This window comes from Streptomyces sp. CY-1, from assembly GCF_047218265.1.
In the GTDB taxonomy this organism is placed as follows: Bacteria; Actinomycetota; Actinomycetes; order Streptomycetales; family Streptomycetaceae; genus Streptomyces; species Streptomyces niphimycinicus.
The window spans coordinates 8376482-8401261 of the sequence record NZ_CP178393.1 but is presented as its reverse complement, the minus strand read 5'-3'; the positions used below and the strand labels follow the sequence as shown (position 1 = coordinate 8401261).

Sequence of the window (24780 nt, the reverse complement as noted above, 5' to 3'; positions counted from 1 at the left end):
ATACCATCCGGGAAAGCCGCCGTCCCCAGTCTTGCGTCGCGGCATCCTCCGCTACGAAGGTCATCCATGCCCCACAGCCAATCCTCTGCACAACGCGACAGCCCGGTCGGTGTACGCCTCGCGCGCGGAGCATCGCCGTGGCTCCTCCCGACCGTCGCCACCGCGGCGGTGAGTCTTGCTCGGGCTCGCCGCTCCGGACGCTGGGCGGCGGTCGCCGTGCCCGCCACCGCGCTCGCGGCGGGCATGCTGTGGTTCTTCCGCGACCCCGAGAGAGAGATCACGCAAGGCCGTGTGATCTCCCCGGCCGACGGTGTGGTGCAGAGCATCATGCCGTGGAAGGACGGGCGCACCCGCGTCGCCATCTTCATGAGCCCGCTCAATGTCCACGTCAACCGCGCCCCGCTGGCCGGCACGGTGACCTCCGTGGAGCACATCCCCGGCGGCTTCGTTCCCGCGTTCAACAAGGAGAGCGAGAACAACGAGCGGGTCGTCTGGCACTTCGACACCGAGCTCGGCGACATCGAGATGGTCCAGATCGCCGGTGCGGTCGCCCGGCGTATCGTGCCCTATGTGCCACAGGGCACGAAGGTCGAACAGGGTGAGCGGATCGGTCTCATCCGCTTCGGCTCGCGGGTCGACATCTACCTCCCCGAGGGTGTCGATGTCGCGGTCGAGGTCGGCCAGGCCACCACCGCGGGGGTGACACGCCTTGACCGTGATTGATCCCGACACACAGGCCGCCTGGGTCCCCGAGGCCGAGGTGGACGCCGTCGACGAGACGGACGACATGCCGCTGTCGACGCGACTGTCGATAGCCGACACGCTGACCCTGGGCAACGCCACCTGTGGCTTCCTGGCGGTCTACTTCACCACCACCGGCGTCCTCATCCCGCATCTGACGGGCAGCGAGGACGGCGGGATGACCCGGCACAGCGCGGCGTCCGCCGTGATGCTGATGCTGCTCGCCTCCGTCTTCGACCTCTTCGACGGACTGGTCGCGCGGAAGCTGCGCAGCTCGGCGATGGGCGCGGAGCTGGACAACCTCTCCGACCTGATCAGCTTCGGCCTGGCCCCCGCGTACTTCGTCCTCGTCTGGGGCATGGTCTCCGACGACGCGTATCAGCGGGTCTCGGTGGTGGGCGCGATCGTGGTGCTGCTGGCGGTGGTGCTGCGGCTTGCCAGATTCTCCTGTGTCACGCTGCGTGACGGCGTCTTCCAGGGCATGCCGAGCCCCTTCGGCGCCCTGACGGTGGTCTCGGTGGTCCTGCTGGGCCTGCCGTTCGTGCCGACGCTGCTCGCGATCATCGGCGTCGCCTGGCTGATGGTGAGCCGGGTGGAGTACCCCAAGCCGCGCGGCCGGCTCGCGGTGGCCATGCTCGGCTGGATCGTCACCAGCATGGCGCTCCTGGCGGCCTGGGCCTTCGAGGCCCCCGGCGGCGAGCTGCTGCTCCAGTCGGCCTGCGCCCTACAGGTCGTCATGGGCGCGGTGATCCCCCTCTTCGCCACGGCCCGCCGGGTGAACGCGTTCCGCGACAACCGCCGCGAGGCGAGGGCCGCGCAACTGCCGTAGCGGCCTTCGGCCGCACCTGCCGGATGGGGTGGGCCCGAGCATTGCGCTCGGGCCCACCCCATTCGCCGTTCCCGGCAGGTCGCGCCCCGACGGCGGGAGCTTGAGGCTCGAGTCCGGGCGGGCCGGGCGCGGCCCGAGCGGCGGCCTGCGGGCGCACGGCGCGCGCCGGTGGCGGGGCGGGCGGCGCGGGCGGGCGGGCGGGGCGGGCGGCGCCGCCGGGGCTGTTCCCCCGCCCATCCCTCATCCCGCGTCCGCCGCGCCTGCCGGGGGCTGTTCCCCCACCCCGCCCGACGCCCGGCCGCACGCCACAGGGCAGCCCGCGGGCCCAGCCGGGGACGGCGGACCCGGTAGGGCCGGGGCGCAGCCCCGCTGGGGTCCGGGGGCTTGCCCCCGGTTCGGGAAGGGGCGGGGTGGGGAACTGCCCGGTGGGGCCGTGCGGTGTCAGGTCAGGAAGTCCGCCGCCAGGCGTTCCGCGGTGCGTTCCAGGAGGGGGCCGGCCTCGGCGATGCAGCGGGCCGGGTCCGGCTCCAGGTCGGTGAGGGGGTAGGCGCGGCGGATGCCCGCGTTGCCCAGGGCCACCGGGGCGAGGGCCAGCCGGCCGCAGACCGCGACCACCTCGATGCCCCGTGCCCGGGCTGCCGCCGCGACGCCCGCCGGGGCCTTGCCGTGCAGGGTCTGCTCGTCCAGCGAGCCCTCCCCCGTGATCACCAGGTCCGCGCCCTCCAGCGCGGCGGGGAAGCCGAGGACGTCGAGCATCACCTCGATGCCGGGGCGGAAGGCCGCGCCCAGGCCGACGAGGGCGCCGAAGCCGATGCCGCCCGCCGCGCCCGCCCCGGGCGCGAGGGCGTACTCGGCGGCCGCGGACCCGACCGCGCGCTCCAGGACGCGTACGTAGTGGGCGAGGGCGGCGTCCAGGGCCGCCACATCGTCCTCGCCCGCGCCCTTCTGCGGGCCGTAGACCGCCGCCGCGCCCTTCGGGCCGGTCAGGGGGTTGTCGACATCGCTGGCCAGGACGGTCTCGGTGTCCGCCAGGCGTGGGTCGAGGCCGGACAGATCTGCCGTGGCGAGGTCCCGCAGCGGGCCCCCGCCCGGCGCCACGGGCGTACCGTCCTCGCGCAGGAAGCGCGCGCCGAGCGCGCTGAGCATCCCCGCGCCGCCGTCCGTCGTGGCGCTGCCGCCGACGCCGAAGACGATCGTGCGGGCGCCCGCGTCGAGCGCCGCGCGCAGCAGCTCACCGCTGCCGTACGTGGTCGCGGTGAGCGGCGCGAACACCCCGGTCGGCAGATGGCGCAGCCCGGACGCCTCCGCCATCTCCACCACGGCCGTGGTCCCGCGCAGCGCGTACGCCGCCGTGACCGGCGCGCCCAGCGGCCCGGTGACCCGCGCCTCGCGCCGTTCGAATCCGGCCGCGACCGCCGCGTCCACCGTGCCGTCCCCGCCGTCGGCGACGGGCAGCGCCGCGATCCGCAGCTCCTCGCCGCCTTGGGGCGCGCCGCGGCGCAGCCCCGCCGTGACGCGCTCGGCGACCTCCACCGCCGTGAGCGAGCCCTTGAACTTGTCCGCGGCGATCAGTACGCGCTTCGGGGGCGTCGCCTGCCCCTCCGCCCACGTCTTGGTCTCTGGTTCCGCGTCCGTTGCGGCCTCTGTCTTCGAAGCGTCCGTCACCTTGGTAACTCCTCGCATTCGCACAGGCGGTCGCGCCGCTGTGACCCTATCCGGCGCCGGCTCACCGGTACACCCACCTCATATGGGTACACCTGACCCATGGCCCTCAGCGGGAGCGCACTCGCGGACCGGATCCATGGCGGCTGGCTCGGCCGGATCGCCGGGAACATGCTCGGCAAGCCGATCGAAGACGGCGCACACTGGACCCGCGACCGCATCGACCGGTATCTGCGCCGCGCCGACGCCCTGCCGCTGATCGACTACCTTCCCGCGCTGGAGCCGCCGCCCGACCCGGTGGAGTTCGCGCTGCGCCCCGAATGGCAGAGCTGCGTCCACGGCCGGATCCACGGCAGTTGCCGCGACGACGACGTGGACTACTCCGTCCTCGGCCTGCACCTGCTGGAGACCCACGGCCCGGACTTCACCACCGAGCAGGTCGGCGAGGTGTGGCTGCTGCGGCTGCCGTATCTACAGACCTTCACCGCCGAGCGGGCCGCCTACCGCAACCTCACGGCCGGGGTGATGCCGCCGCTCAGCGCGACCCTCGACAACCCCTACCAGGAGTGGATCGGCGCCCTGATCCGCGCCGACGTCCACGGCTGGGTCAACCCCGGCGATCCGCACCGGGCCGCCGCGATGGCCCGCCGGGATGCCGTCCTGTCGCATACCGGCAACGGGGTGTACGGGGCGATGTGGGCGGCCGCGCTGATCGCGGCCGCGTTCACGGCGGACGGTCCGCGGGCCGCCGTCGCGAGCGCCCTGGACCGGATCCCGCCGCGCTGCCGACTGGCCCGTACGGTGCGCAGGGCCACGTCCCTGCACGACGCGGGCGTGGGGTGGGCGGACGCGCTCGCCCAGTTGGAGCGGGAGACCGCCGGGCTGCCCTGGATCCATGTGGTCCCCAACGCCGCCGTTCTCACGGCCGGACTGCTCTACGGCGCGGGCGACTTCACGACGACGATCGCCCTGACGGTGCGCGGCGGCCTGGACACCGACTCCAACGGCGCCACGGCCGGGTCGGTCGCGGGGGTGCTGTGCGGCGCGGCGGCCATCCCGCCGCAGTGGACCGAGCCGCTGGAGGACCGGGTGCGCAGCGCCGTCTTCGGCTTCGACGGCGCCCGTATCAGCGATCTGGCGGCCCGTACGTACCGGCTGGCGGTCGCGGGTTAGGGGGTTTCGGCCCGATGGCGGTGTGGGGCGGCCGGATCGGCGATCCGGTCGAGCCACTCCCGCAGGAGGCCGCGTTCGGACGCGGTCAGGGCGTCGGTCCTGGGCAGTGCGGCGCGGAGGGTGACGGCGGCCGCGACGGGGCCGGGTTCGGCGGAGGCGGGGGCCGGGGCGTCCGTGGTGATCGCCGCGATGGCCGCCTCACGGGCGGTGCGGGACAGCTCCGGATCGCGGCGGTCCTCGGGCGTGGCGATGAGCGTGAGCGTCGTACCGCAGCCCGCCGCGTGGACGAGGGCCGCGGCGCGCTCCTCGGGGATGGCGAGCCGCCCCGCCTCGGCGATGCGCCGGATGAGCCGGGCGAGCATCTCGAAGGCGGCGACGGAGGCCGGTGAGGAGATGCCGGGGCGGTGCCCGCCGTACATCAGCGAGTACAGCGCCGGGTTGGCCAGGCCGAGGCCGATGTGCAGATCCCAGCCGGCGCGCAGGTCCGCGACCGGGTCATCGGTGGGTTCCTCGGCGGTCTTGCTGCTCAGGTACTCCGTGAAGCCGTGGGCCACGACCGCGTCGAGCAGGCCCTGCTTGTCGCCGAAGAGCCGGTAGATGGTCGGCGGCTGTACCCCGGCGGCGGAGCTCACCGCCCGGGTGGAGACGGCGTCGGGCCCGCCTTCGGACAGCAGCCGGGCGGCGGCCGTGACGATGCGGTCGCGATTCCCATCGCGGTTCACATCGCGGTTCCCGTCACGGTCTCGGTTCGCGTCGTGGTTCGCATCGCGGTTTGCGTCCGGCGCGATGACGTCCTCCCTCTCCATGCTTCCAACGATAACAGGATCCCGTTAGCGACTCTTCGTTTCCGATGATACGTTGTCGGCGATATCACTGGAAACAGCGTTGGGAGATCGCCATGATCATCGTCACCGGAGCCAATGGCCAGCTCGGCCGGATGGTCGCCAAGCGGCTGCTGAAGCGCGTCCCCGCCGGGGAGATCGGCGTCAGCGTGCGCGACGTGGAGGCGGCGCGGGACCTCGGCGCGCAGGGCGTGCGGGTCCGCCGGGGCGACTTCGACGACCCGGAAACCCTCCCCCACGCCTTCGAGGGCGCCTCGCAGGTCCTGATCGTCTCGACGGGCACCACGGGCGAGACCGCCGTCCAAGGCCACCGCACGGCCATCGACGCCGCGGCGGCGGCCGGGGCCAAGCGGATCCTCTACACGAGCCACATGGGCGCGAACCCGTCCTCCCCCTTCCACCCGATGCCCGACCACGCCGCCACCGAGGAGGCGCTGCGGCGGTCCGGTGTCCCCTTCACCTCGCTGCGCAACGGCTTCTACGCCTCATCGGCCCTGGAGCTGGTCAGGGCCGCGCTCGAAACGGGCGTCCTGGCCGTGCCCGAGGACGGGCCGGTCGCCTGGACCGCCCATGCCGACCTCGCCGACGCGGCGGTCCTCGCCCTCACCGACGAGGTCCTGGACGGCCTGAGCCCCGCGCTCACCGGTCCCGCGGTCATCGACATGGCCGGTATCGCGGAGATCCTCACGCGGGTGACGGGCCGCCCGATCCGCCGCGTGGTCGTCTCCGACGACGACTACCGCGCGCAGTTGGTCGCCCATGGCGCGCCCGAGTCGGCGGCCGACCTCCTCGTCGGGCTCTTCGCCGCCGGCCGCCGGGGCGACTTCGCACCGGTCGACCCCACGCTTGCCGATGTTCTCGGTCGACCCGTTGTGCCCTTGGAGGACTTCCTCAAGTCGGCCGTCACGCCGCCCCGGTGACGTACCGAACCCAACCGGGCCCGCTCGCCCCCACTCTCCCCGTCCGCCGCGTCCGTCCCGGTGCCGGGCGGACCTCACCCGGCCGGGGAAAGGCGCTCGCCGTCGGCCGTACTGCGTGCGTACGCTCGCCGCATGAGCAGCGAGACTACGCACCGGCCGCTGGTGGCGATCCTGAGCGGGGCGGGCATCTCCACCGACTCCGGGATCCCCGACTACCGCGGTCCGCAGGGGCTTTGGCGGCGTGACCCCGAGGCCGAGAAGCTCGTGACGTACGAGTACTACATGACCGACCCGGAGATCCGGCGCCGCTCCTGGCAGATGCGGCGGGACAGCGAGACGCTGCGCGCCCGGCCCAACGGGGCGCACGAGGCCGTCGCCCGGCTGGAGCGCTCGGGGGTGCCGGTGCGGGTGATCACCCAGAACGTGGACGGGCTGCACCAGATCGCCGGGATGCCCACGCGCAAGGTGCTCGAACTGCATGGCACCGCGCGGGCCGTACTGTGCACCCACTGCGAGGCGCGGTCCGGGATGGCGGAGGCGCTGGAGCGGGTCGCGGCGGGCGAGCCGGACCCGGCGTGCCGGGAGTGCGGCGGGATCCTGAAGTCGGCCACGGTGATGTTCGGGGAGAGCCTCGATCCGGAGGTGCTGACCGAGGCGGTCGCGGTGGCGCAGGCGTGCGAGATCTTCATCGCCGTCGGCACCAGTCTCCAGGTCCAGCCCGCGGCCTCGCTCGCCGGGCTGGCCGCCGAGCACGGCGCCCGGCTGATCATCGTCAACGCCGAGCCGACGCCGTACGACGCGCTCGCGGACGAGGTTGTCCGCGAGCCCATCGGTACGGCGCTGCCCGCCCTGCTGGACCGCGTTGCCGCGGGCTGATCACCGACTTCGGCTTCGGCTGATCACCGACTTCGGCTTCAGAAGAGGCTGGGCAGTTCTTGCCGCGCCTCGAACTCCAGCAGCCGCCGCTTGCGATCCAGCCCGCCGCCGTAGCCGGTGAGGCTGCCGCTGGAGCCCACGACGCGGTGGCAGGGGACGATGATGCCGACCGGGTTCTTGCCGTTGGCCAGGCCCACGGCGCGGGACGCGGTCGGCTGCCCGATGTGGTCGGCCAACTGCCCGTACGACCACGTCTCACCGTACGGGATGCGCCGCAGCTCGGCCCAGACGCGGCGCTGGAAGGGCGTGCCGTCCAGGTGCAGCGGCAGGTCGAACGCGGTCAACTCGCCCGCGAAGTAGGCCGCGAGCTGGCGGACGGTCTCGGCGAAGGGGGCGTCGGCCGGGTCGCCGGGCGCGCCGAAGGTCTCCTCGGGTGGGCGGTGGCGTTGCTCGACCATGTAGAGGCCGGACAGGTCGGCGCCGGTGGCTACGAGAGTGAGGGGGCCGTAGGGGCTGTCGATGGTGGTGTGGGTGCGGTTCATGGTTTCCTCGGCGGGTTCGGGGGGTGATGCGGTGCGGCTTGGGGGTGTGCGGGCCACTGTCTCGTTGCCGGGTGCGGCCCGGTGGCCGGTTTGTGCCCACCCGTCCCGCCCCGCGGAACGATTGCCCACAAACCGGTTCGTCGCCCGGCCGGCCCGGCGGGCCATCACGCCGCGGGTAGGCGGTTGATGGCGTGAGCCGCGTCCGTGGCCCAGAGGTACTGGACGGCGTACGCGCGCCAGGGGCGCCAGCGTGCCGAGTGGCGGGTGAGGGCGCCGGGCGTGGCGGGCAGCCCCAGCTCGGCGGCGGCACGCCGCACCCCGAGGTCGGTCGGGACGAAGGCGTCCGGGTCGCCGAGCGCGCGCATCGCGATCACCTCGACGGTCCAGGGGCCGAGCCCCGGCAGCGTGCCCAGGGCCGCGCGGGCGTCGTCCCAGTCGCTGCCGACGCCGAGTGCGACCCGGCCCTCGGCGAGCGCGCCGACCAGCCCGGTGAGGGTGGCGCGGCGGGTGCGGGGCATGGCCAGCGTCTCGGGGTCCAGTCCGGCGAGGGCCTGGACGGACGGGAAGAGGTGGGTCAGGCCGCCCGCCGGGTCCTCCACCGGTTCGCCGTGTGCCGTCACCAGGCGCCCGGCGTGGGTGCGGGCGGCGGCCGTGGACACCTGCTGGCCGAGCACGGCGCGCACCGCGAACTCCTCCGCGTCCACCGCGCGCGGCACCCGCCGCCCCGGGGCCTTGTCGACCAGCGGCGCGAGCTGGAGGTCCGTACGGAGCAGGTCGTCCACGGCGGCCGGGTCGGCGTCGAGGTCCAGCAGCCGCCGGCAGCGGCTGATCGCCCCGGCCAGGTCGCGGAGGTCGGCGAGGGAAAGCTGGCAGGCGATGTGGTCCGGCCGTGGGCTCAGGGTGACCACCCCGGGTCCGTACGGCAGCCGCAGCGTCCGCCGGTAGGCGCCGTCGCGCCACTCCTCGACCCCGGGGACGGCGGTGGCGGCCAAGTGGCCGAAGAGGTTGTCCGGGCACAGCGGCGCCCGGAACGGCAGCCGCAGGGTGAGCGCCCCCGGCACGCTGGTCCGCGGCCCGCGGGTGGCCCGCTGCCGCAGCTCGGTCGGGGAGAGCGCGAAGACCTCCCGTACGGTCTCGTTGAACGCGCGGACACTGGCGAACCCGGCCGCGAAGGCGATGTCCGCCATCGGCAGCGCGCTGGTCTCGATGAGCAGCCGCGCGGTCTGCGCCCGCTGTGCCCTGGCCAGGGCGAGCGGGCCCGCGCCCAGTTCGGCGAGCAACTGCCGCTCGACCTGCCGGGTGCTGTATCCCAGCCGGGCCGCCAGGCCCGGCACCCCGTCCCGGTCCACCACTCCGTCGGCGATCAGCCGCATGGCGCGGGCGACGAGGTCGGCGCGCTCGTTCCACTGCGGCGACCCGGGGCTGGCGTCCGGACGGCACCGCTTGCAGGCCCGGAAGCCGGACTGCTGGGCGGCCGCGGCGCTGGGGTAGAACCGCATGTTCTCGGCCTTGGGCCCGACGACGGGACAGCTCGGCCGGCAGTAGATCCCAGTGGTCACGACGGCGACGAAGAACCACCCGTCGAAGCGGGCGTCCTTCGCCTGTGCGGCGCGGAGACAGCGGTCGGTGTCGGTGTGCATGGGTCCAGCATCCGTCAGCGGGGCGGGTCCGTTCTCGCGGGAATCCGACATTGACCTCACCGGGCGACGCGCGCCCTTGGCGCCCCGCGCCATGTCCCCGTTCCGGCGGTGTTTGGTGCGAAGGGGCAGACCGGGGCCCTGATGATCGGCATGATGAGGAATGTGACGGAACACCGTGAGATACCCCTGGCGAACGGCACCACCGTACGGCTGGAACTGGCTCCCGTAGGGGACGCCTCTCTCGAGGAGGCGTACGGCGGCGTCGGTGGCGTGACCCCGGTGGGGCGCGGTGCGCGGGCCGCCGCCACGCTCGCCAACGCCAGTCTGAGCGTCATCCTCCAGGGGCTGGGGCAGGTGCTGGAGGACGTGCACGACGCCGTCCGCTCGACTCCCCATCCGCCCCAGGAGTTCACCGTGCAGTTCGGGGTGCAGGTCGGCCAGGACCTCAAACTCGGCATCGTGGGTGCCAATGGGAACGCCAACTTGACGCTCTCGGCCACCTGGAGGCCGTCGGAGCGGCCCGAGCCGACGGTGCCGTCCCAGACGCCGCAGACGCCCCAGACGCCACGTACGTCAGAGCCGCCGCAGCCGTCCCGGCCCGGCCCCTCGGCCTGAGCCATGGGGTGGTTCCACGCACACGGGTCCCTGTCGCGGCCCGCCGTGTCCATTCTCGCCAAGGCCGACGGAAGACCGGCGGGCGCGGGCGTCCTGCTGCCCCGCCGCCACCTGCTGACCTGCGCCCATGTGGTCAACAGCGCTCTCGGAAAGGACCGGCTGGCCCCGGATCACCCGGGCCCGATCGCCGTTCCGGTACGGCTCCACGGACCGGAGCACACCGTCGAGGCCGAGGCCGAGCTGGCGGTCTGGATACCGCCCCGGACCGACGACGGCGGCCTGGGCGCCTTCGAGTGGAACGGCGACCTCGCCGTACTGCGGCTGTCCGCGGCCCTGCCGCCCGCGATCGAGCCGCCGCGCTGGCACCCGATGGCACAGCGGCAGCTCGTACGGGCCTGGCACGGCAGCGGTGAGCCGGGGGTCTTCGCCGATGCCGAAGTGAGCGAATGCGACGGGCGGTTCGGCTACTTCGACGGCGCCGAGCGCGCCCTGGACATCGAACCCGCCTACAGCGGCGGCCCGTTGTGGTCCGACGAGGAGGGCGCCGTCGTCGGGCTCGTGACGGCGAAGCTCCGCATCCAGGGGACGCTGCGCCGCGCCTGGGGCATCCCCTGGCAGCGCGTGGCGCGGGAGCTGCACGACGCCGGGGCGGGCCATCTGTTGCCCCGGCAGCCCGAGGAGGACGTACGCGACCACCCGGGCTACGCGGAGCTGGTCTCCCTGCTGGACGGGCCGCTGCCGCTGTCCGAGGGCTGGATCCGTTCCTGCCGGACGGTCGCCCGGCAGTGCGGCCTCGGCCATCGCCCGGACGGCGTGCCCTCCGCCGATGAGTTCGCCCATCTGCTGCTCACCCGGGGGCGTGCCCTGCCCGCGCTGGTGGAGGCGGTGCGCGGCACGGCGGGCACGGCGGCCGACGACCTCCTGGCGATCGGACGCCGTTGCGGTCTGCCGGGGCTGCTCTCGCCGGGTGAGCACGAGCGGCTGCTGGTCCTGCTGCGCGCCCTGCCCATGGCCGCCGCGGCCGGTGTCCCCGGGGCCGTACGGGCGGCGCTGCCACTGGCGGCCCTGCCCACGGCGCTGCTCACCGGCGGCGACAATGCCGACAGCGGCGGCCACTGCGGTGCGGGCAGGAACGACGCTGCGCCAGCCGGACGGTTCGAGGCTCTGATCGCCCATCTGGAGGGGCTGCACGGCGACAGCTCGCCGACCGACGACGGGGTCATGGCCGTGCCGGGGCTGCTGCGCGCCGTGGAGTTCGTGGCCGCCGGGTGCTGTCCGGCGGACCAGCGCACCCCGCTGCGGCGGTGGAACGCGGCGGTCGCCCGTCGCCTCGGCGTCCATGACGCCGCCATGACCGAACGCCGCCTCGAGGCCGAGCAGTGGGCGCAGAGCGCCTCCCGTGGCTCCGCACCCCGCGTCGTGGCGAAGCTGGACCCCTACGGGGCCCCATCGGGCGGCACATCGGGCGGCACGTCGGCGACGGCCCGGGAGGAGCCGGAGCGGTACCGGCTGCGGCTGTGGTGCGACGACGGGGACGGGCTGCGCCAGGTGTCGGACGACAGTGAACGGCCGCGCGGCGCCGAGGAGGTGGCCCAGGAGATCTTCGCCGCCGTGGGCTCGCTGCGCCGCCCCGACCCCTCGGGGCCACGGCCCGTCATCGAACTGATCGTGGACCGGGACGCCCTGGAGGTGCCCGTGGACCGCTGGAAGGCCGCCGGGCCGGGCGCGGTGCTCCCCATGCGGCTCGGCACTCCGTACCCCCTGGTCGTCAACTGCCCCGAGCTGCGGGAGCTGAACGGCGGCACCATGCTCGACCAGTGGCGGGAGCGCTGGGTGCGGCTGGACGCCGAGGAGCCCGTGCACATCGACGACGCCACGGCCCCGGACCCGGAGGCGGTGTGCGGGCTGGTCATGGAGCGGCTCACCGCCCGGGTCACCATCGATGTGGCGGCCCATCGGCGCACCGGTGTGGTGCAGATGTGTCTCGCCGCGGGCATTCCGGTGGTGCTGTGGGACCGGAGCGGGGAGGCGGGATCCCCGGCCGTGCGTCACGCGGCGGGGGTGAGCACCCGTGAACTGCCCGAAGCGGTAAGGACCTACCGCACGAAAACCATGCAGAGACCCGAGGAGTACAGCGGGCGTCCGGTGCTCGCCTGGGCCGACGCCGGACGGGCGCTGCCACGGCTGGACCTCGCGGACCCTACGGAGTGACGGCGGGACGCGATGGCGGGACGTGATGACGACAGGAGGCGCGCGATGTCCGCTGAGGCGGACCGAAAGGGAGGTTCCCCGATGAATCCACGGGACCGGCACGACTGGCGGCTGTTCCGGGGGGACGGCGTGGCCCGGCACGTGGAGATGCCACCCGCCCCGCCGTGGCGCCGCTTCGGCGGCGGGGAGCGGACGGTCCCGGACGGGGAGCAGGCACCGTCCGCGTCCGGTCCGGCGGGCCCGGCGCCGTATCTCATCTCGCCCGAACACGCCGACGTGGTCAACGCCGCCCTCCATCTGCGCCGCCCGCTGCTCGTCACCGGCAGCCCCGGGACCGGCAAGTCCTCGCTCGCGCGGGCGGTCGCGCATGAGATGGGGCTGGGCGAGGTGCTGCGCTGGCCGGTCAACAGCCGTTCCACCGTGCAGGACGCGCTCTACCGCTACGACGCGATCGGACGGCTGCGCGAGACGGCCCTGACCCGCGACCGTGGCGAGGCCGAGCCCGACATCGGCAGCTTCGTACGGCTCGGGCCGCTGGGCACCGCGCTGGTGCCGAACGAACGCCCCCGGGTGCTGCTCGTCGACGAACTCGACAAGGGCGATGTCGACCTGCCGAACGACCTGCTGACCGTCTTCGAGGAGGGCGAGTTCGAGATCCCCGAGCTGGCCCGGCTGCCGGAGGACCAGTCGGTGGTGGACGTGCTCACCGCACGGGCGGGCGAGCGGGCCACGGTGCGTCGGGGCCGGCTGGTGTGCGAGGAGTTCCCGGTCGTGGTGATCACCAGCAACGGCGAGCGCGACTTCCCGCCCGCCTTCCTGCGCCGCTGCGTACGGCTGGAGCTGCCCACCCCCGACGAGGGGCGGCTGCGGGCGATCGTCACCGCGCATCTGGGGGACGACGCGCTGGAGGAGGTCGATCAGTTGCTGGACGCCTTCCTCCGTCGGCGCGCTGCCCGCGAGCTGGCGACCGATCAGCTTCTGAACGCCGTGTTCCTGCGGGCGGGCGGCATGGACGTGACGGTGGACGGCCTGCTGGAAGCGGTGCTGCACCGGCTGGGCGGGGCGGTGTAACGACACATGGGCCGGGGGGACGCTGAGCCTGGCGGCGCTGAGCCGCGCGGCGCTGAGCCGCGCGGCGCTGAGCCTGGCGGCGCGGAGCAGGGCGGCGCGGAGCCGAACGGCGCCGGGCAAGGCGGCGCCGGGCACGACTGCGCCGAGCCGAGCGGCGCGGGACAGGGCGGCACGAAGCCGAGTGGCGCCGGGCAAGGCGGCGCCAGGCACGACTGCGCCGAGCCGAGCGGCGCCGGGCAAGACTGCGCCGAGCCGAGTGGCGCCGGGCCAGGCGGCGGCGCCGAGCGGTTGGGGCGGCTCGACGAGGCGATGGTGGTCCTCGCCTCCAGCGGTCTCGAACTCTCCAGGGAGGAGCTGCTCGACGCGCTCTGGCTGGCCGGTCGGCTGCCCGAGGACGGCGTGGAGCGGGCGCCCCTGGCCCGTGCGGTGACAGGTGGCGGGACGGCGCTGCCCGCCACCCGCCCCGAGCCCGCCCGTCCCCCCGCCACGGCCTCCCCGGCCGCGTCCGCCCAGCCGCCCCCCGAGCCGACCGCCCCGCCCCTACCCCCGAGGCCGACGGCCCCGGCGCCCAGCCGTCCGCCCCCACGAAGGGGCGCCCGGACGACCCACCCGACCAGCCCCGCACCCGTAGCGATCAGCGGCTGCGCGGCCTGTACGGCGGAAGCCAGGGCCCCGATACGGAAGGGGCGCCCGACGCGCGGCGCGCACTGCCGCTGCGCGTGCCCGAGGACAAGGCGCTGCGCCAGGAGCTGTCCATCGGCCGTGCCCTGCGTCCGCTGAAGCAGCACCGTCCCAATCCGCTCAAGCGGGAGTTCGACGAGGCCGCCACCGCCACGGCGCTCGCCGAGACCGGTCTGCCGGACGTGGTGACCCGCCCCGCCCGCGAGCGCTGGCTCGATCTCGCGCTCGTCATCGACGACGGGATGTCGATGCTGCTGTGGCGGCGGCTCGCCGTCGAACTGCGCACGGTGCTGGAGCGCTCGGGCGCGTTCCGCGTCGTACGCGTCCTCGGGCTGCATACGCGCGGCACCGACGCCCCCGCGCTGCGCGCCCGGCCCTACGCCCCGGACACGCCCAGGCTCCCCACGACGGCGCTCTCCGACCCCTCCGGGCACACGCTGGTGCTCGTGGTGAGCGACGGTGTGGGGGCCGCGTGGCGCGACGGGCGGATGGGCCAGGTGCTGGCGCGCTGGGCGGGGGTCGGCCCCACGGCGGTGGTGCACGCGCTGCCGCCCCGGCTGTGGGAGGGCTCCGGGATCCGGGCCCGGCGCTGGCAGGTGCGGACCCGCAGACCGGGCTCGGCCAATACGGACTGGACGGTCGCGGATCCGGTGCTGCCCGCCGCGCTGGCGCGTTTCGAGGGGGTGCCGGTACCGGTGCTGGAACCGGACGCCGGGCCCCTGGCCGACTGGGCCCGGCTGATCGCCTCCGCGAGCGGTACGGCGGTCCTGCCGCTGCTGGACCCGGGGCGCGGCGGCCCCCGCCCCGCCCCGGCCGCCACCGTCCCCGGCCCATCCGCCCTCCGGGGCCCGGCCGATGAGCTGAGCCGGGTCCAGCGCTTCCGGGACGCGGCCTCCCCGGAGGCGTACCGGCTGGCCGCCCATCTGGCCGCCGTGGCCCCGCTGCCGGTGCCGGTGATGCGGATGGTGCAGAAGGCGGTGGACGGCCGGACCGACACCGGACGTCTCGCCGAGGTGTTCCTGGGCGGGCTGATGCACCCCGTCGAGCCGCCCGCCGCGGCGGGACCGGACCCGCTGCCGCCCGAACACCGTCCCTTCGCCTTCGCCGACACGGCGCAGCGGGCCCTGCTGGGCGCGGTACCGCTGTCCGAACTGGTCGCCACCGGCAAGCTGATCGGCCGCCGACTGGAACAACTGGCGGGCCGCTCCCCCGACTTCCCGGCCTGGCTGGCCGACGCGCGCGGCACCGACCGGCTTCCGCCCGGCGCCCGGCCCTTCAGCGCGGTGGAGCGACGGCTGGCGACCCGGCTGGGGGCGCCGTCGCTGTCGTCGGCGTTCGCGACCGCCACGGCGGCGCAGGAGTGGCGCCGCCCGGAGTCCGGTGACCCGCACATGCTCGGCCCGTACCGGCTGACGATGGCCGGACCGCCGGGAGCGCGCGTCAATCCCTTTCTGGGCCAGGACGCCTACGGTGCGGAGGCCATCGTCCGGATCGCCCGCCATCTGCGCGGACAGCAGGCCGCCGACCTGCTGGGCGTGGAGGCGGAGGCACTGCGCCGGATGGACGGGCGCTACACCCGCCGTCTGCTGCGCACGGGGCTGGACGACGACGTTCCGTGGCTCGCGGAGGAAGCCTTCATCGGGGACCGGCTGGACTACCTCCTGCGCGGCGACGCCGAGGGATGGGAGCACCGGCTGGACTTCCTGCGCGGCGACGCCGAGCGAGGGGACGACCGGTCGGACGAGGCCCCCCACACCGACCCCGGGCGGTGGGACGAGCACACCGCCCTCGCGCTCGCCCGCCAAGTCGCGGACGCGGTACGGCTGTCCGAGGAGGCGGGCATGGTGCACGGTGACCTCACCATCAGCACGGTGCATGTCGCCGGGGCGGACATCCTCCTGACCGGCTGGTCATCGGCGTCCATCGACGGTGCGCCGTCCCCCGCACTCGGCGGCGACCGCCAGCCGACCCCCGAGGACAACGTCAGGGCACTGGGCGACATCCTGCTGAGCCTCGGCGGCGGGGCGCCGACGCGTCGGCCCGCCCCGGGGCTCTATTTCATGCCGCGCTGGAGCAGTGCCGCGTGGGAGCCGCTCCGCGCGCTGGTGATGTCGTGCCGGGAGAGGCCCCACGGCCACTCCGCGCACGAGGTCTGGGAGTTCCTCAGCCACTTCCAGCCGGAGGCCGGGACTCCGGAGCCCCGCACCCGACGCCCCCGGGCCGAGCGGCCCATCGTCTGCGCGCAGTGCGGCAGTCCACTGGCCCCGGACGACCGCTTCTGCGACATGTGCGGTTGGAATGTGTTGACGGCCCCACCATCCTCGGCGCCGCCCGGCTCCGCTCGCGCCTCCCGCCCGGAGCCCGAGAGCACCCTGCCGTCGATCAACGCGTATCGGTCCTACCGACGGCTGGGCGGCAGTCGGGGTTACCGCGTCTATCTGGCCCGTCGGCCGGACGCGTCGAACGATGTGGTGCTACGCATCGCCCCTGGCGGCACCGCCCAGGGCAGCGGGCGGCGACTGCGGGCCGAGGCGGACGCGCTGCGGCGGATGGCCGGGCACTACGCCCCCCGGCTCTTCGTCGACGCTTCCTCGCTCAACCCTCCGGGGCTCGTGGTGGAATGCGTCCGGCTCCCGGACGGCTCACCAGCCCCGCCGCTGTCCTCGCTCATGGGCCGAAGGCCCGACGGCTCCCCCCTGTTGGACGCCGAGCGCGCCGCCACCATCGGCCTCCGCATCGCCGAGGCGGTGAACATGTGCACGCTGAAGGGCGTCGTACCAGGGCCGCTCACGGCGGACACCGTGCTCGTCACCGACAACACGGTGAAACTGATCGGCTGGACCGACGCGAACGTCGGAGCCCGCCCCCCGGGCGCTCCCACCGCCGCGGACAGCGTCTACGCCCTGGGCCGGATCCTCCGCGACCTGAGCGACGCGCAGCCGACCGGAGAGCTCATCCGCACCACGGACCTGTGGCGCAACCCCCAACTGCTCTCGATCATCTCTGCCTGTCTGGACGACCGGCCGGGCAGGCGACCGTCAGCGGGCCGGGTGGCCGACGTCTTCGTCCAGTGCCTGACGGCCATGCCGACGTTCGGCCCCGAGACGCTGTACGAGCTCGAGTCGACGGACGCCCAACTCCCAGACGAGTCGCCGCCGGACACGTCCGTCCCCGGCCCTCAGTTGCCGCTCGCGGAACGGCCCGAGGCCCCGCCGCCCGCCCGCGCCGCGCGCCCCAGCCGTCTGACGGCCATTCTCCGGAACGCCGGATTCGGCAGAAGTGCCCGGCGGCAGCGGAAACGGGAGGTGATCCTGAGGGACCTGACGGTCTGCCACCGCATCGCGGTGATCAGCCACCCGATCGGGGTCGGACGGACCGCCACGACGCTCGCGCTCGGCGCCATCTTCGCGAGCGAGCGCGAGGAGCACGTCCTCGCGCTCGACGCGATCCCCGGCGGCCGGGGTCTCACCCGTCGCGTTCAGCACGAGACCGGGGCGACCCTGAGTGATCTGGCGCACAGCGATCCGCTTCCCGACGACCATGCGTCCCTGGAGCCGTACACCACACAGAAGCCGTCCGGACTCGAGATCCTCGCGGGGGACTATGACCAAAGGAGACTGGGAACCCGGCGGGTCCCGGTCACCAACGAGGAGTACCGCCGCGTCATCGGGGCGCTGAGCAGGCACTACTCGATCATTCTCGCCGACTCGGACACCGACACGTCCCACACCGGCAGGCGGGGCGTGCTCGACCTCGCCGACCAGCTCATCATCGTCACCACCCCGTCCGCGGAACTCACGAACAGCGCGCACACGATCCTGGACCGGCTGGCCGAGGACGGCCGCGCGGACCTGGCACGCAATGCCATCACCGTGATCAGCACATCACATGAGACGTCCCGGCCCGACCCGAGAGAAGACCCGGTCACGGAGTTCCGGGCCCGTTGCCGCGACGTGGTCGTCGTGCCGTACGACGACCATGTGGCCGCCGGGCGGGAAATCGACCTCGCGCGACTGGCGCCCAGGACATTCGACGCCTACCTCGATCTCGCGGTGCTGGTCGCGGAGGGGTTCCCCGGGGCAGGGACATAGCGCCCGCCCCGAGGGCCTATCCTCTAGGCCATGTCTTCCGCCTCCGACTCCGGTCACGGCTCCGCCGGTCTCATCCGCATCGTCTCCCGTTCCTCCCCCATGGCCCTGGCCCAGGTGGAGCGGGTCCGCACCGAGCTGGCCGCGCTGCGACCCGGTATCCGTACGGAGGTCGTACCGGTCACCACCTCCGGGGACCGCTGGATGGGCGATCTGTCGAAGCTGGGCGGGAAGGGGGCGTTCACCAAAGAGGTGGACGCCGCGCTGCTGGCGGGCGAGGCGGACCTCGCGGTGCACTGCATCAAGGACGTGCCCGCCGACCGGCCGCTGCCCGCGGGCACGGTCTTCGCCGCGTACCTCAAGCGGGACGACATCCGGGACGCCGTGATCCACCCCGAGGGGCTGACCCTCGACGAGATGCCCGCGGGGACCCGGATCGGCACCTCCTCGGTGCGGCGCGTCGCCCAGCTCGCCATCACTCACCCGCAGCTCGAGTGCGTGCCGATGCGCGGCAACGCCAACCGCCGGCTGGAGAAGCTGGCGGCGGGCGAGTGCGACGCGCTGATGCTGGCCGTCTCGGGGCTGGAGCGGATCGGCCGTACCGACCGGATCAGCGAGATCCTGCCGGTGGACACCATGTGCCCGCCGATCGGGGCCGGGGTGCTGGGGCTCCAGTGCCGCGAGGACGACACCGAGACGATCGAGGCCGTGGCCGGGCTCGGCGACGCCGAGGTCTGGAAGGAAATCACCGCGGAGCGGATGCTGCTGCATGTGCTGCAAGGGCACTGCAACTCCCCCATCGCGGGCTATGCCAAGGCCGAGCGCGACGGGCGGCTCTCGCTGCGCGCCCGGGTCTTCAGCCCGGACGGCAAGACGGTGCTGGACGCCCACGAGTGGGCGGGCCCGCTGGACCCGGCCACTCTGGGCACGTCGGTCGCGGTGGCGCTGCTGCGGCAGGGCGCCCGCGAGGTCATCGACACGATCCCGCACTGAGGCGGCTCCCGCGCTGAGGCGGCTCCCGCCGCCGTCCGGGCCCTACCGCGCCCGCAGCCTCCGCCACACCGCCCGCGCCGCGTGGTGTCCCGACATGCCGTGGACGCCGGGCCCCGGTGGGGTGGCGGAGGAGCACAGGAAGACCGCCGGGTGGGCGGTGGCGTACGGGACGCGGGCGAGCTTGGGCCGGATGGCCGCCTGGATGCCCTCGAAGGCGCCGCAGGCGATGTCGCCGTCGATGTAGTTGGCGTTGCGCGCGGCGAGTTCGGGCGGTCCGGCCACCGCGCGGGCCAGGACCAGATCGCGGAAGCCGGGGGCGAAGCGCTCCATCTGACGCTCGATCACCTCGGTGGCGTCGCCCTTCCACCCGCTGGGCACATGGCCGTACGCCCAGAAGGTGTGCTTGCCCTCGGGGGCCCGGGAGGGGTCGAGCAGGGTCGGCTGAGAGGTGATCAGGAACGGGACGGAGGGGTCGCGCCCGTCGACGGCGGCCCGCAGCGCCGCGCCGATCTCGCCCGAGGTGGGGCCGACATGGACGGTGCCGGCGCGCCGGGCCTCGGGCGCGGTCCAGGGCACCGGGCCGGACATCGCATAGTCGATCTTGAAGGCGCTGGCCCCGTAGCGGTAGTGGCGGTAGGCGTTGCCGAGACCGGCGATACGGGCCAGGGCACGCGGCGAGGTGTCGAAGATGTACGCGCGGGCGGGCGGCAGCTCGTCGAGCCGCTTGACCTCGGTGGAGACGTGGATCGTCCCGCCGTTCTCGCGCAGATACGCCCCCAGCGCGTCCACGATCGACTGGGAGCCGCCGCGCGGAATCGGCCAGCCGACCTCATGGGCCGCGACGGCGAAGATCAGGGCGGGTCCGCTGGTGACCAGCGCGCTGGTCGGCGCGATGGCGTGCCCGGCCAGCCCGGTGAACAGGGCGCGCGCCTTCTCGTCGCGGAAGCGGAGCGGCCCGGCGAGCAGTGAGACCGGCTGCACCGCGTGCAGCCCGAAGCGGGCCCAGGTGATCGGGTCGCGGGGCACCCCGTCCCAGGGGGTGCGCAGCATATCGGGGGCGAGGGTGGCCCATTTGCCCAGGTAGGGCGCGATCAGTCGGCGGTAGGTCCCGGCGTCGCGCGGGCCGAGCGACCTGGCGGTCTCGCCGACCGAGCGGGCCAGCACCGCGGCCGTGCCGTCCGGGAAGGGGTGGGCCAGCGGCAGTTCGGGGTGGAGCCACTCCAGGCCGTGCCGGGCGAGCGGCATCCGGTCGAAGGCCGGGGAGCCGATGGCGAGGGGGTGCACGGCGGAGCAGGGGTCGTGCCGGAAGCCGGGGAGGGTCAGCTCTTCGGTGCGGGAGCCCCCGCCGATGGTGTCCGCGGCCTCGAAGATCTCCACCGCGCAGCCGCGGCGGGCGAGTTCGACGGCCGCGGTGAGCCCGTTCGGCCCGGCTCCCACAACGACCGCGTCGAGCATGGACGGCACCTCGGCCCCCTCGTCCTTGAGGAATCGCTGGAACGATCAGCCGGCGGCGGCCAGCAAGCCCAGGATATGCGCAACGGCCGCCTCGTCCCTGGCCGCCGTGAAAGGAAGGGCATTGCCCCCGGTGATCCGGAACGGCTCGCGGGCGAGCGTGGCATGTGCCCCGCCCGCCTCGCCGACCAGCAGCAGACCGGCGGCGTGGTCCCAGGCGTTCTCCCAGGTGAAGGCGACGGCGTCGAGCTGCCCGCGGGCCACGTTCAGATACTCCAGACCGGCCGAACCGCAGGGGCGCACCTCAACTCCCGGCACCTGAAGCCCCGACAGGGCGCGCTTCTCCGCGTCGGTGGTGAAGTCGTAGTGCGAGACGGCCACGTGGAGGACCGCGCCGGGCTCCGGTGATCCGCAGTGGATCGGCTCGCCGTTCAGCAGGGCGCCCCCGCCACGGCGGGCGATGGCCATCTGGTCGAGCACCGGGGCGTAGGTCCAGGACGCGAGCAGCTCTTCGCCGTGGGCGAGGGCGACCAGCGTCGCGAAGCCGGGGTCGCCGTGGACGAACTGCCGGGTGCCGTCGACCGGGTCGACGATCCATACGGGTGCGTCGCCGCCGAGGGCGGTGAGCACGGCCGGGTCGGCGTGCACCGCCTCCTCGCCCACCACCACGGAGCCGGGCAGCAGCTTGGTGAGGGCGTCGGTCAGATGCTCCTCGGCCTGCCGGTCGGCGATGGTCACCAGGTCGTGCGGACCATTCTTCTCCACGATCTCGTGGGCGGCGAGCTGCCGGTAGCGCGGCATGACCTCGTCGGCGACCGCCGTGCGGATCGCGTCCTCCACCGCGCCGAGATCACCGGCGAGAAATTCATCGATCATGTGTTCATCGAATCATGTCTCTGCGACGGCAGGTGGCATACCGGCCGCCAGACGATGTCATCGAGGTGAAGGGAGCGACCGCCCCAAATCCCTTTTCGACCGGCATCACAAATTTCCTCGTCGATATACGGCACGGCAACGGACCCGGTGCGGGGCGCCACGGGCGCGGTGCGGGGCGCCACAGGCGCGCCACGGGGCGCGGTGCCGAGCGCCACGGGCCCGGAACGGCAGCGCTGCCTGGCGCCCGGGCCCGGGAACGGGCATGCCGCCGCGCGCCAAGGGCCCGGGAACGGGCATGCCGCCGCGCGCCAAGGGCCCGGGTATGCCGCCGCGCGCCCGGGGCCCGGGAACCGAAGCACCGCTGGCGCGCCAGGAGCGGTACAGGAACGGGCGCCGTGCCGGGCGCCGCGGGCCCGGAACGGCAGCGCTGCCTGGCGCCGGGCGCCCGGGGTCCGGGCACGGGCACGGGCACGCTGCCGGGCGCCGCGGGCGCAGGAACGAGCGGGCCGCCGCTTGCCAGGGCCCCGCGCCGCCGCGCGCCAAGGGCCCGGGGACGGACGGCGCCGCTGGCGCGCCCGGGGGCAGCGGACGGGCGCGGGACGAGCAGGGGTCAGGGCACGCGTTCGGTGGGGCGGGCGGCGGGTGGTTCGGGGGTGGGGGCTGCCGGGTCGCGGGTCCGGGGGCCGGTGGTGAGTAGGGCCAGGGTCACGATGGCCAGACCGCAGGCCGCCATGATCGCCCAGCCCAGATGGCTGGCCTCGGGGAAGCCGGTGGCGAAGGGGCCGTGTACCCGGGCGGTGGAGACCGAGCCGAGGACGGCGACGCCGAGGGCCGCACCCACCTGGCGGCCGGTGGAGGTGACCGCGGCGGCCACCCCGGCCTGGGAGCGTGGCATCCCGGACACGGCCGAGTAGGTGAGCGGGGCGTCGAGCATGCCGAAGCCGATGCCGAACGCCACGTAGGCGATCACGAGGTACCAGATGGGGGTGTCCGCGCCCACCCGGGTCAGCAGCAGCCCGCACCCCGCCGTACCGGCCCCGGCGATCACCATGGGGATGCGCGGGCCGCGGGCGCCGACGATACGGCCCGCGAGCGGCGAGGAGACCAGCGTCATGGCGGCCATCGGCAGCGTGAGCAGCCCGGTGTGCAGCGGCGAGAAGTCCCGTACGTCCTGTAGGTACAGGGCGTTGAGGAAGAGGAACCCGGCGAGCGCGGCGAAACCGCACACCGCCGAGACGATGGCGCCGCTGAAGGAGGGGGTGCGGAAGAAGCGGACGTCCAGCAGCGGTTCCGCGCGGCGGAGTTCATAGCCGATGAGGGTGGCGGCGGCGATAGCCGCCACCGTGAAGCAGCCGACGATCTGCGCCGAGCCCCAGCCCCTGACCGGGCCCTCGATGATGCCGAACGTGAGCGTCGCGAAGAGCACGATCACCAGAAGCTGCCCCACCGGATCGAGCCTCCGCGGCCGCGGGGCCTTGGACTCGGGGACGAACAGCGCGGTGAGGACGAGGGCGAGGGCGGCGACCGGGAGGTTGACCCAGAAGACGGCCTGCCAGCCGGTCGAGTCCACCAGCGCACCGCCGACGACGGGCCCCAGCGCGATGCTCACCCCCGCGACAGCGCCCCACAGCCCGATCGCCCTGGCCCGCTCCTTGAGGTCGGTGAAGGTGTTGGCGATGATCGAGACCGCGACGGGGTTGAGCATGGCGCCGCCCATGGCCTGCACCATCCGGAAGGCGATGAGCGAACCGGTGTCGGTGGCGAGCCCGCACAGCAGCGACCCCAGGCTGAACAGCAGCAGCCCGGTCTGGAAGGTCCGGCGCCTGCCGAACCGGTCGGCCATGGAGCCGGAGAGCATCAGCAGACTGGCGAGCACCACGGTGTAGGAGTCCACCGTCCACTGAAGTCCCGAGGGCGAGGCGTCCAGATCGTCCTGGATGGACGGCAGGGCGAGGTTCACGATGGTGGTGTCGAGGCCCACCATGAACAGGCTGATGCAGCAGATCCCCAGGATCAGCCACTTGTGGCGGTGGTGCGGCGGCGGGCCGTCTCTCTCGCCGTCCGCGCCGTCCGCGTCGCCCGGGGTGGCTTGGCTCGTGGCGCCGGCCATGGTTCGCGCCTCCTGGTCGGGGTCGGGGCGGGTCATGCCCCGGCGTACGGACCGCTGCGACCTCCGCATCGAAGGGTCCGCCCGCCGGAGGTGCCTCGCCTGGTTCCGGGCTGTGCCTTGCGGCCCGGCTATGCCTTGCGGCCGGTGATCACGACGGTGTCCGCGCCCAGGGGCAGCCGTCCGGTGGGCTCGAAGCCCACGTCGCGGAACCACTGCTCGTACTCGGCGCCCGTGTAGACCATGCCCTCGCCGGAGGCGATGGTGTGGAAGTAGGCGGACAGCATCGCCGCCCGCTCGGGTCCGGTGCCGTCGTCGTCCTGGCGCGGGGTGACCACATGGATCCCGCCGCCGGGCGGGAGGGCGCGGGCGGCCTTGGCGAGCAGTGCCCGGATCCGCTCGGGGGACCAGATCTCCAGGAAGTGCGCGAAGAGGACTCCGTCGCAGCCGGTCGGGAACTCGTCGCGGAAGGCGTCGAGGCTCACCGCCCGCACCCGGTCGGCCAGCCCGAGCTTCCCGATCTTCTCGTTGGCGGCGGTCGCCACGGAGGGCAGATCGGCGATGGTGATGCGCAGGTCCGGCCAGCGGGCGGCGAGGCTCGCGGCGTTGATGGCCGTTCCGCCGCCGATGTCCAGGAGGTGGCCGCACCCCGAGAGGTCCAGCTTCTCCCCCAGTTCGGCGCCCACGAGCCTGCTCACCGAAGACATCATGGTGTGGAATGTGCTCTCCAGCTCGGGATTTTCGGCGAGCCGCCCGTAGAGAGTGGGCGCCGTTCCCGGAATTTCCCGCCGCAGTCCGATGTTGGTGTCTTCTTTGAGGGATTCACAGAACCAGGCCATCGCCCGGTAGATACCGTGCTGTTCCCAGGGAATGTTGGACGCGGGCGACTCGTCGAAGTTCGCGGTCAGCGGCTTCGAGAGCGGAGTGGTGTGGTAACCCGCGCCGTCCTTGCGCAAAAGCCCGAATACCGTACAACCGAGAAGGAGGATGCGGGTGGGCTGCTCCTTGAGGTCCAGCCGTGCGGCGATCTCCCGTACGGCCAGGCCGGGCTCCTTCTCCACCAGCGCGAAGAGCCCCAACTGGAATCCCGCGCTCAGGAACTGAAACCGATAGTGGGCCTTGTAGAGCCCTCTGAGCTCCACTTCTATCGGTACCTCGGTTTGCGTCATGCCCAACCCTTCTCTGACAAGGAGTCGTTCAGTCGACGGCATATCAGAGCACAGAATCCGAGGTGATTGTAGCCATGTTCGAAGGTTTCAGGGACGGAGTGTCCTTTGTTCTGCGGGCCCCAAAACGGAATTGACCCTTCCTTGAGAAAAGGGTCTTTGCCGGGCCGGGCGGCGGAATCGCGAGAATGTTACGGCGAATGATCCCGGAAGGCCCGAATGCCGGCCGGTGGTCAGCCGGCCGGCATTCACGCGGTGCGCGGGCGTACGGGTGCGGATACGCGGCTGAGCGGTC

At 73.8% G+C, this 24780-nt stretch carries 18 protein-coding genes; 10 read left to right on the top strand and 8 right to left on the bottom strand.

Features of this window, described 5'->3' with window-relative positions:
- The first annotated feature begins 66 nt into the window (after positions 1–66).
- On the top strand, positions 67–723 hold the full coding sequence (locus ACK1X7_RS36125) for a phosphatidylserine decarboxylase (protein WP_216344330.1): 657 nt from the start codon (positions 67–69) through the stop codon (positions 721–723).
- Positions 710–1570, top strand: coding sequence for a CDP-diacylglycerol--serine O-phosphatidyltransferase (gene pssA / locus ACK1X7_RS36120; protein WP_185929962.1), 861 nt, complete (start codon positions 710–712; stop codon positions 1568–1570). The genes ACK1X7_RS36125 and pssA overlap by 14 nt, the downstream gene beginning before the upstream one ends.
- Before the next feature lie 441 nt (positions 1571–2011).
- Here pssA and ACK1X7_RS36115 read toward each other — a convergent pair whose 3' ends face one another.
- Entirely contained in the window at positions 2012–3142 is a 1131-nt protein-coding gene (locus ACK1X7_RS36115) for a glycerate kinase (protein WP_385151287.1), read from the bottom strand.
- 192 nt (positions 3143–3334) lie between these two features.
- On the opposite strand from ACK1X7_RS36115, the gene ACK1X7_RS36110 reads away from it, so the two are divergent.
- Positions 3335–4405 carry an ADP-ribosylglycohydrolase family protein gene (locus tag ACK1X7_RS36110; RefSeq protein ID WP_385151284.1) on the top strand — a complete coding sequence of 357 codons (1071 nt, stop codon included), beginning with the start codon at positions 3335–3337 and terminating at the stop codon, positions 4403–4405.
- On the opposite strand, the gene ACK1X7_RS36105 is transcribed toward ACK1X7_RS36110, so the two are convergent.
- Positions 4402–5211 (bottom strand): TetR/AcrR family transcriptional regulator, encoded by an 810-nt coding sequence (locus ACK1X7_RS36105; RefSeq protein ID WP_385151281.1) that lies wholly within the window; start codon positions 5209–5211, stop codon positions 4402–4404. The genes ACK1X7_RS36110 and ACK1X7_RS36105 overlap by 4 nt on opposite strands.
- A gap of 92 nt (positions 5212–5303) precedes the next feature.
- Between ACK1X7_RS36105 and ACK1X7_RS36100 the strand changes: the two genes are divergently transcribed.
- Both ACK1X7_RS36100 and ACK1X7_RS36095 read left to right on the top strand, forming a co-directional pair.
- Positions 5304–6167 carry an NAD(P)H-binding protein gene (locus tag ACK1X7_RS36100; protein ID WP_385151278.1) on the top strand — a complete coding sequence of 288 codons (864 nt, stop codon included), beginning with the start codon at positions 5304–5306 and terminating at the stop codon, positions 6165–6167.
- A 132-nt stretch (positions 6168–6299) separates the two neighbouring features.
- Positions 6300–7043 (top strand): SIR2 family NAD-dependent protein deacylase, encoded by a 744-nt coding sequence (locus tag ACK1X7_RS36095; RefSeq protein WP_385151275.1) that lies wholly within the window; start codon positions 6300–6302, stop codon positions 7041–7043.
- A gap of 38 nt (positions 7044–7081) precedes the next feature.
- Here the strand turns inward: ACK1X7_RS36095 and ACK1X7_RS36090 are convergent, their stop codons facing one another.
- Together ACK1X7_RS36090 and ACK1X7_RS36085 are read right to left on the bottom strand one after the other, a co-directional pair.
- Positions 7082–7585 (bottom strand): methylated-DNA--[protein]-cysteine S-methyltransferase, encoded by a 504-nt coding sequence (locus ACK1X7_RS36090; RefSeq protein ID WP_385151272.1) that lies wholly within the window; start codon positions 7583–7585, stop codon positions 7082–7084.
- A gap of 164 nt (positions 7586–7749) precedes the next feature.
- Positions 7750–9225 carry an AlkA N-terminal domain-containing protein gene (locus tag ACK1X7_RS36085; RefSeq protein WP_385151269.1) on the bottom strand — a complete coding sequence of 492 codons (1476 nt, stop codon included), beginning with the start codon at positions 9223–9225 and terminating at the stop codon, positions 7750–7752.
- Positions 9226–9378: 153 nt separating this feature from the next.
- Between ACK1X7_RS36085 and ACK1X7_RS36080 the strand changes: the two genes are divergently transcribed.
- The 5 genes from ACK1X7_RS36080 (at position 9379) to hemC (ending at position 18884) form a co-directional block, all read left to right on the top strand.
- The gene (locus tag ACK1X7_RS36080; protein WP_413116156.1) at positions 9379–9840 is read left to right on the top strand and encodes a CU044_2847 family protein; all 462 of its coding nucleotides are present in this window, start codon (positions 9379–9381) and stop codon (positions 9838–9840) included.
- A 45-nt stretch (positions 9841–9885) separates the two neighbouring features.
- Positions 9886–12051: a trypsin-like peptidase domain-containing protein gene (locus tag ACK1X7_RS36075; RefSeq protein WP_413116155.1), complete on the top strand. Its 2166-nt coding sequence runs from the start codon at positions 9886–9888 to the stop codon at positions 12049–12051.
- Positions 12052–12132: 81 nt separating this feature from the next.
- Positions 12133–13122, top strand: coding sequence for an AAA family ATPase (locus ACK1X7_RS36070; protein ID WP_390792838.1), 990 nt, complete (start codon positions 12133–12135; stop codon positions 13120–13122).
- A 137-nt stretch (positions 13123–13259) separates the two neighbouring features.
- Positions 13260–17894, top strand: a complete 4635-nt coding sequence (locus ACK1X7_RS36065) for an SAV_2336 N-terminal domain-related protein (RefSeq protein ID WP_413116937.1) — start codon at positions 13260–13262, stop codon at positions 17892–17894.
- 30 nt (positions 17895–17924) lie between these two features.
- Positions 17925–18884 carry a hydroxymethylbilane synthase gene (hemC, locus tag ACK1X7_RS36060; RefSeq protein WP_382961177.1) on the top strand — a complete coding sequence of 320 codons (960 nt, stop codon included), beginning with the start codon at positions 17925–17927 and terminating at the stop codon, positions 18882–18884.
- Positions 18885–18926: 42 nt separating this feature from the next.
- Here hemC and ACK1X7_RS36055 read toward each other — a convergent pair whose 3' ends face one another.
- The 4 genes from ACK1X7_RS36055 to ACK1X7_RS36040 form a co-directional block, all read right to left on the bottom strand.
- Positions 18927–20339: a phytoene desaturase family protein gene (locus tag ACK1X7_RS36055; protein ID WP_361499967.1), complete on the bottom strand. Its 1413-nt coding sequence runs from the start codon at positions 20337–20339 to the stop codon at positions 18927–18929.
- Between the two features lie 45 nt (positions 20340–20384).
- Positions 20385–21212: an inositol monophosphatase family protein gene (locus ACK1X7_RS36050; RefSeq protein WP_390792835.1), complete on the bottom strand. Its 828-nt coding sequence runs from the start codon at positions 21210–21212 to the stop codon at positions 20385–20387.
- Positions 21213–21822: 610 nt separating this feature from the next.
- Positions 21823–23322 carry an MFS transporter gene (locus tag ACK1X7_RS36045; RefSeq protein WP_413116154.1) on the bottom strand — a complete coding sequence of 500 codons (1500 nt, stop codon included), beginning with the start codon at positions 23320–23322 and terminating at the stop codon, positions 21823–21825.
- 128 nt (positions 23323–23450) lie between these two features.
- A complete protein-coding gene (locus ACK1X7_RS36040) occupies positions 23451–24488 on the bottom strand; it encodes a methyltransferase (protein WP_413116153.1) in 1038 nt (345 codons plus the stop codon).
- Between the last annotated feature and the right edge of the window lie 292 nt (positions 24489–24780).

What these genes read in the sequence shown, in the direction of transcription:
- ACK1X7_RS36125 (WP_216344330.1), top strand. Translation starts at nt 67, where the DNA reads ATGCCCCACAGCCAATCCTCTGCACAACGCGACAGCCCGGTCGGTGTA.
- ACK1X7_RS36110 (WP_385151284.1), top strand. Translation starts at nt 3,335, where the DNA reads ATGGCCCTCAGCGGGAGCGCACTCGCGGACCGGATCCATGGCGGCTGG.
- ACK1X7_RS36105 (WP_385151281.1), bottom strand. Translation starts at nt 5,211, where the DNA reads ATGGAGAGGGAGGACGTCATCGCGCCGGACGCAAACCGCGATGCGAAC.
- ACK1X7_RS36100 (WP_385151278.1), top strand. Translation starts at nt 5,304, where the DNA reads ATGATCATCGTCACCGGAGCCAATGGCCAGCTCGGCCGGATGGTCGCC.
- ACK1X7_RS36095 (WP_385151275.1), top strand. Translation starts at nt 6,300, where the DNA reads ATGAGCAGCGAGACTACGCACCGGCCGCTGGTGGCGATCCTGAGCGGG.
- ACK1X7_RS36090 (WP_385151272.1), bottom strand. Translation starts at nt 7,585, where the DNA reads ATGAACCGCACCCACACCACCATCGACAGCCCCTACGGCCCCCTCACT.
- ACK1X7_RS36085 (WP_385151269.1), bottom strand. Translation starts at nt 9,225, where the DNA reads ATGCACACCGACACCGACCGCTGTCTCCGCGCCGCACAGGCGAAGGAC.
- ACK1X7_RS36080 (WP_413116156.1), top strand. Translation starts at nt 9,379, where the DNA reads ATGAGGAATGTGACGGAACACCGTGAGATACCCCTGGCGAACGGCACC.
- ACK1X7_RS36070 (WP_390792838.1), top strand. Translation starts at nt 12,133, where the DNA reads ATGAATCCACGGGACCGGCACGACTGGCGGCTGTTCCGGGGGGACGGC.
- hemC (WP_382961177.1), top strand. Translation starts at nt 17,925, where the DNA reads ATGTCTTCCGCCTCCGACTCCGGTCACGGCTCCGCCGGTCTCATCCGC.
- ACK1X7_RS36055 (WP_361499967.1), bottom strand. Translation starts at nt 20,339, where the DNA reads ATGCTCGACGCGGTCGTTGTGGGAGCCGGGCCGAACGGGCTCACCGCG.
- ACK1X7_RS36050 (WP_390792835.1), bottom strand. Translation starts at nt 21,212, where the DNA reads ATGATCGATGAATTTCTCGCCGGTGATCTCGGCGCGGTGGAGGACGCG.
- ACK1X7_RS36045 (WP_413116154.1), bottom strand. Translation starts at nt 23,322, where the DNA reads ATGGCCGGCGCCACGAGCCAAGCCACCCCGGGCGACGCGGACGGCGCG.
- ACK1X7_RS36040 (WP_413116153.1), bottom strand. Translation starts at nt 24,488, where the DNA reads ATGACGCAAACCGAGGTACCGATAGAAGTGGAGCTCAGAGGGCTCTAC.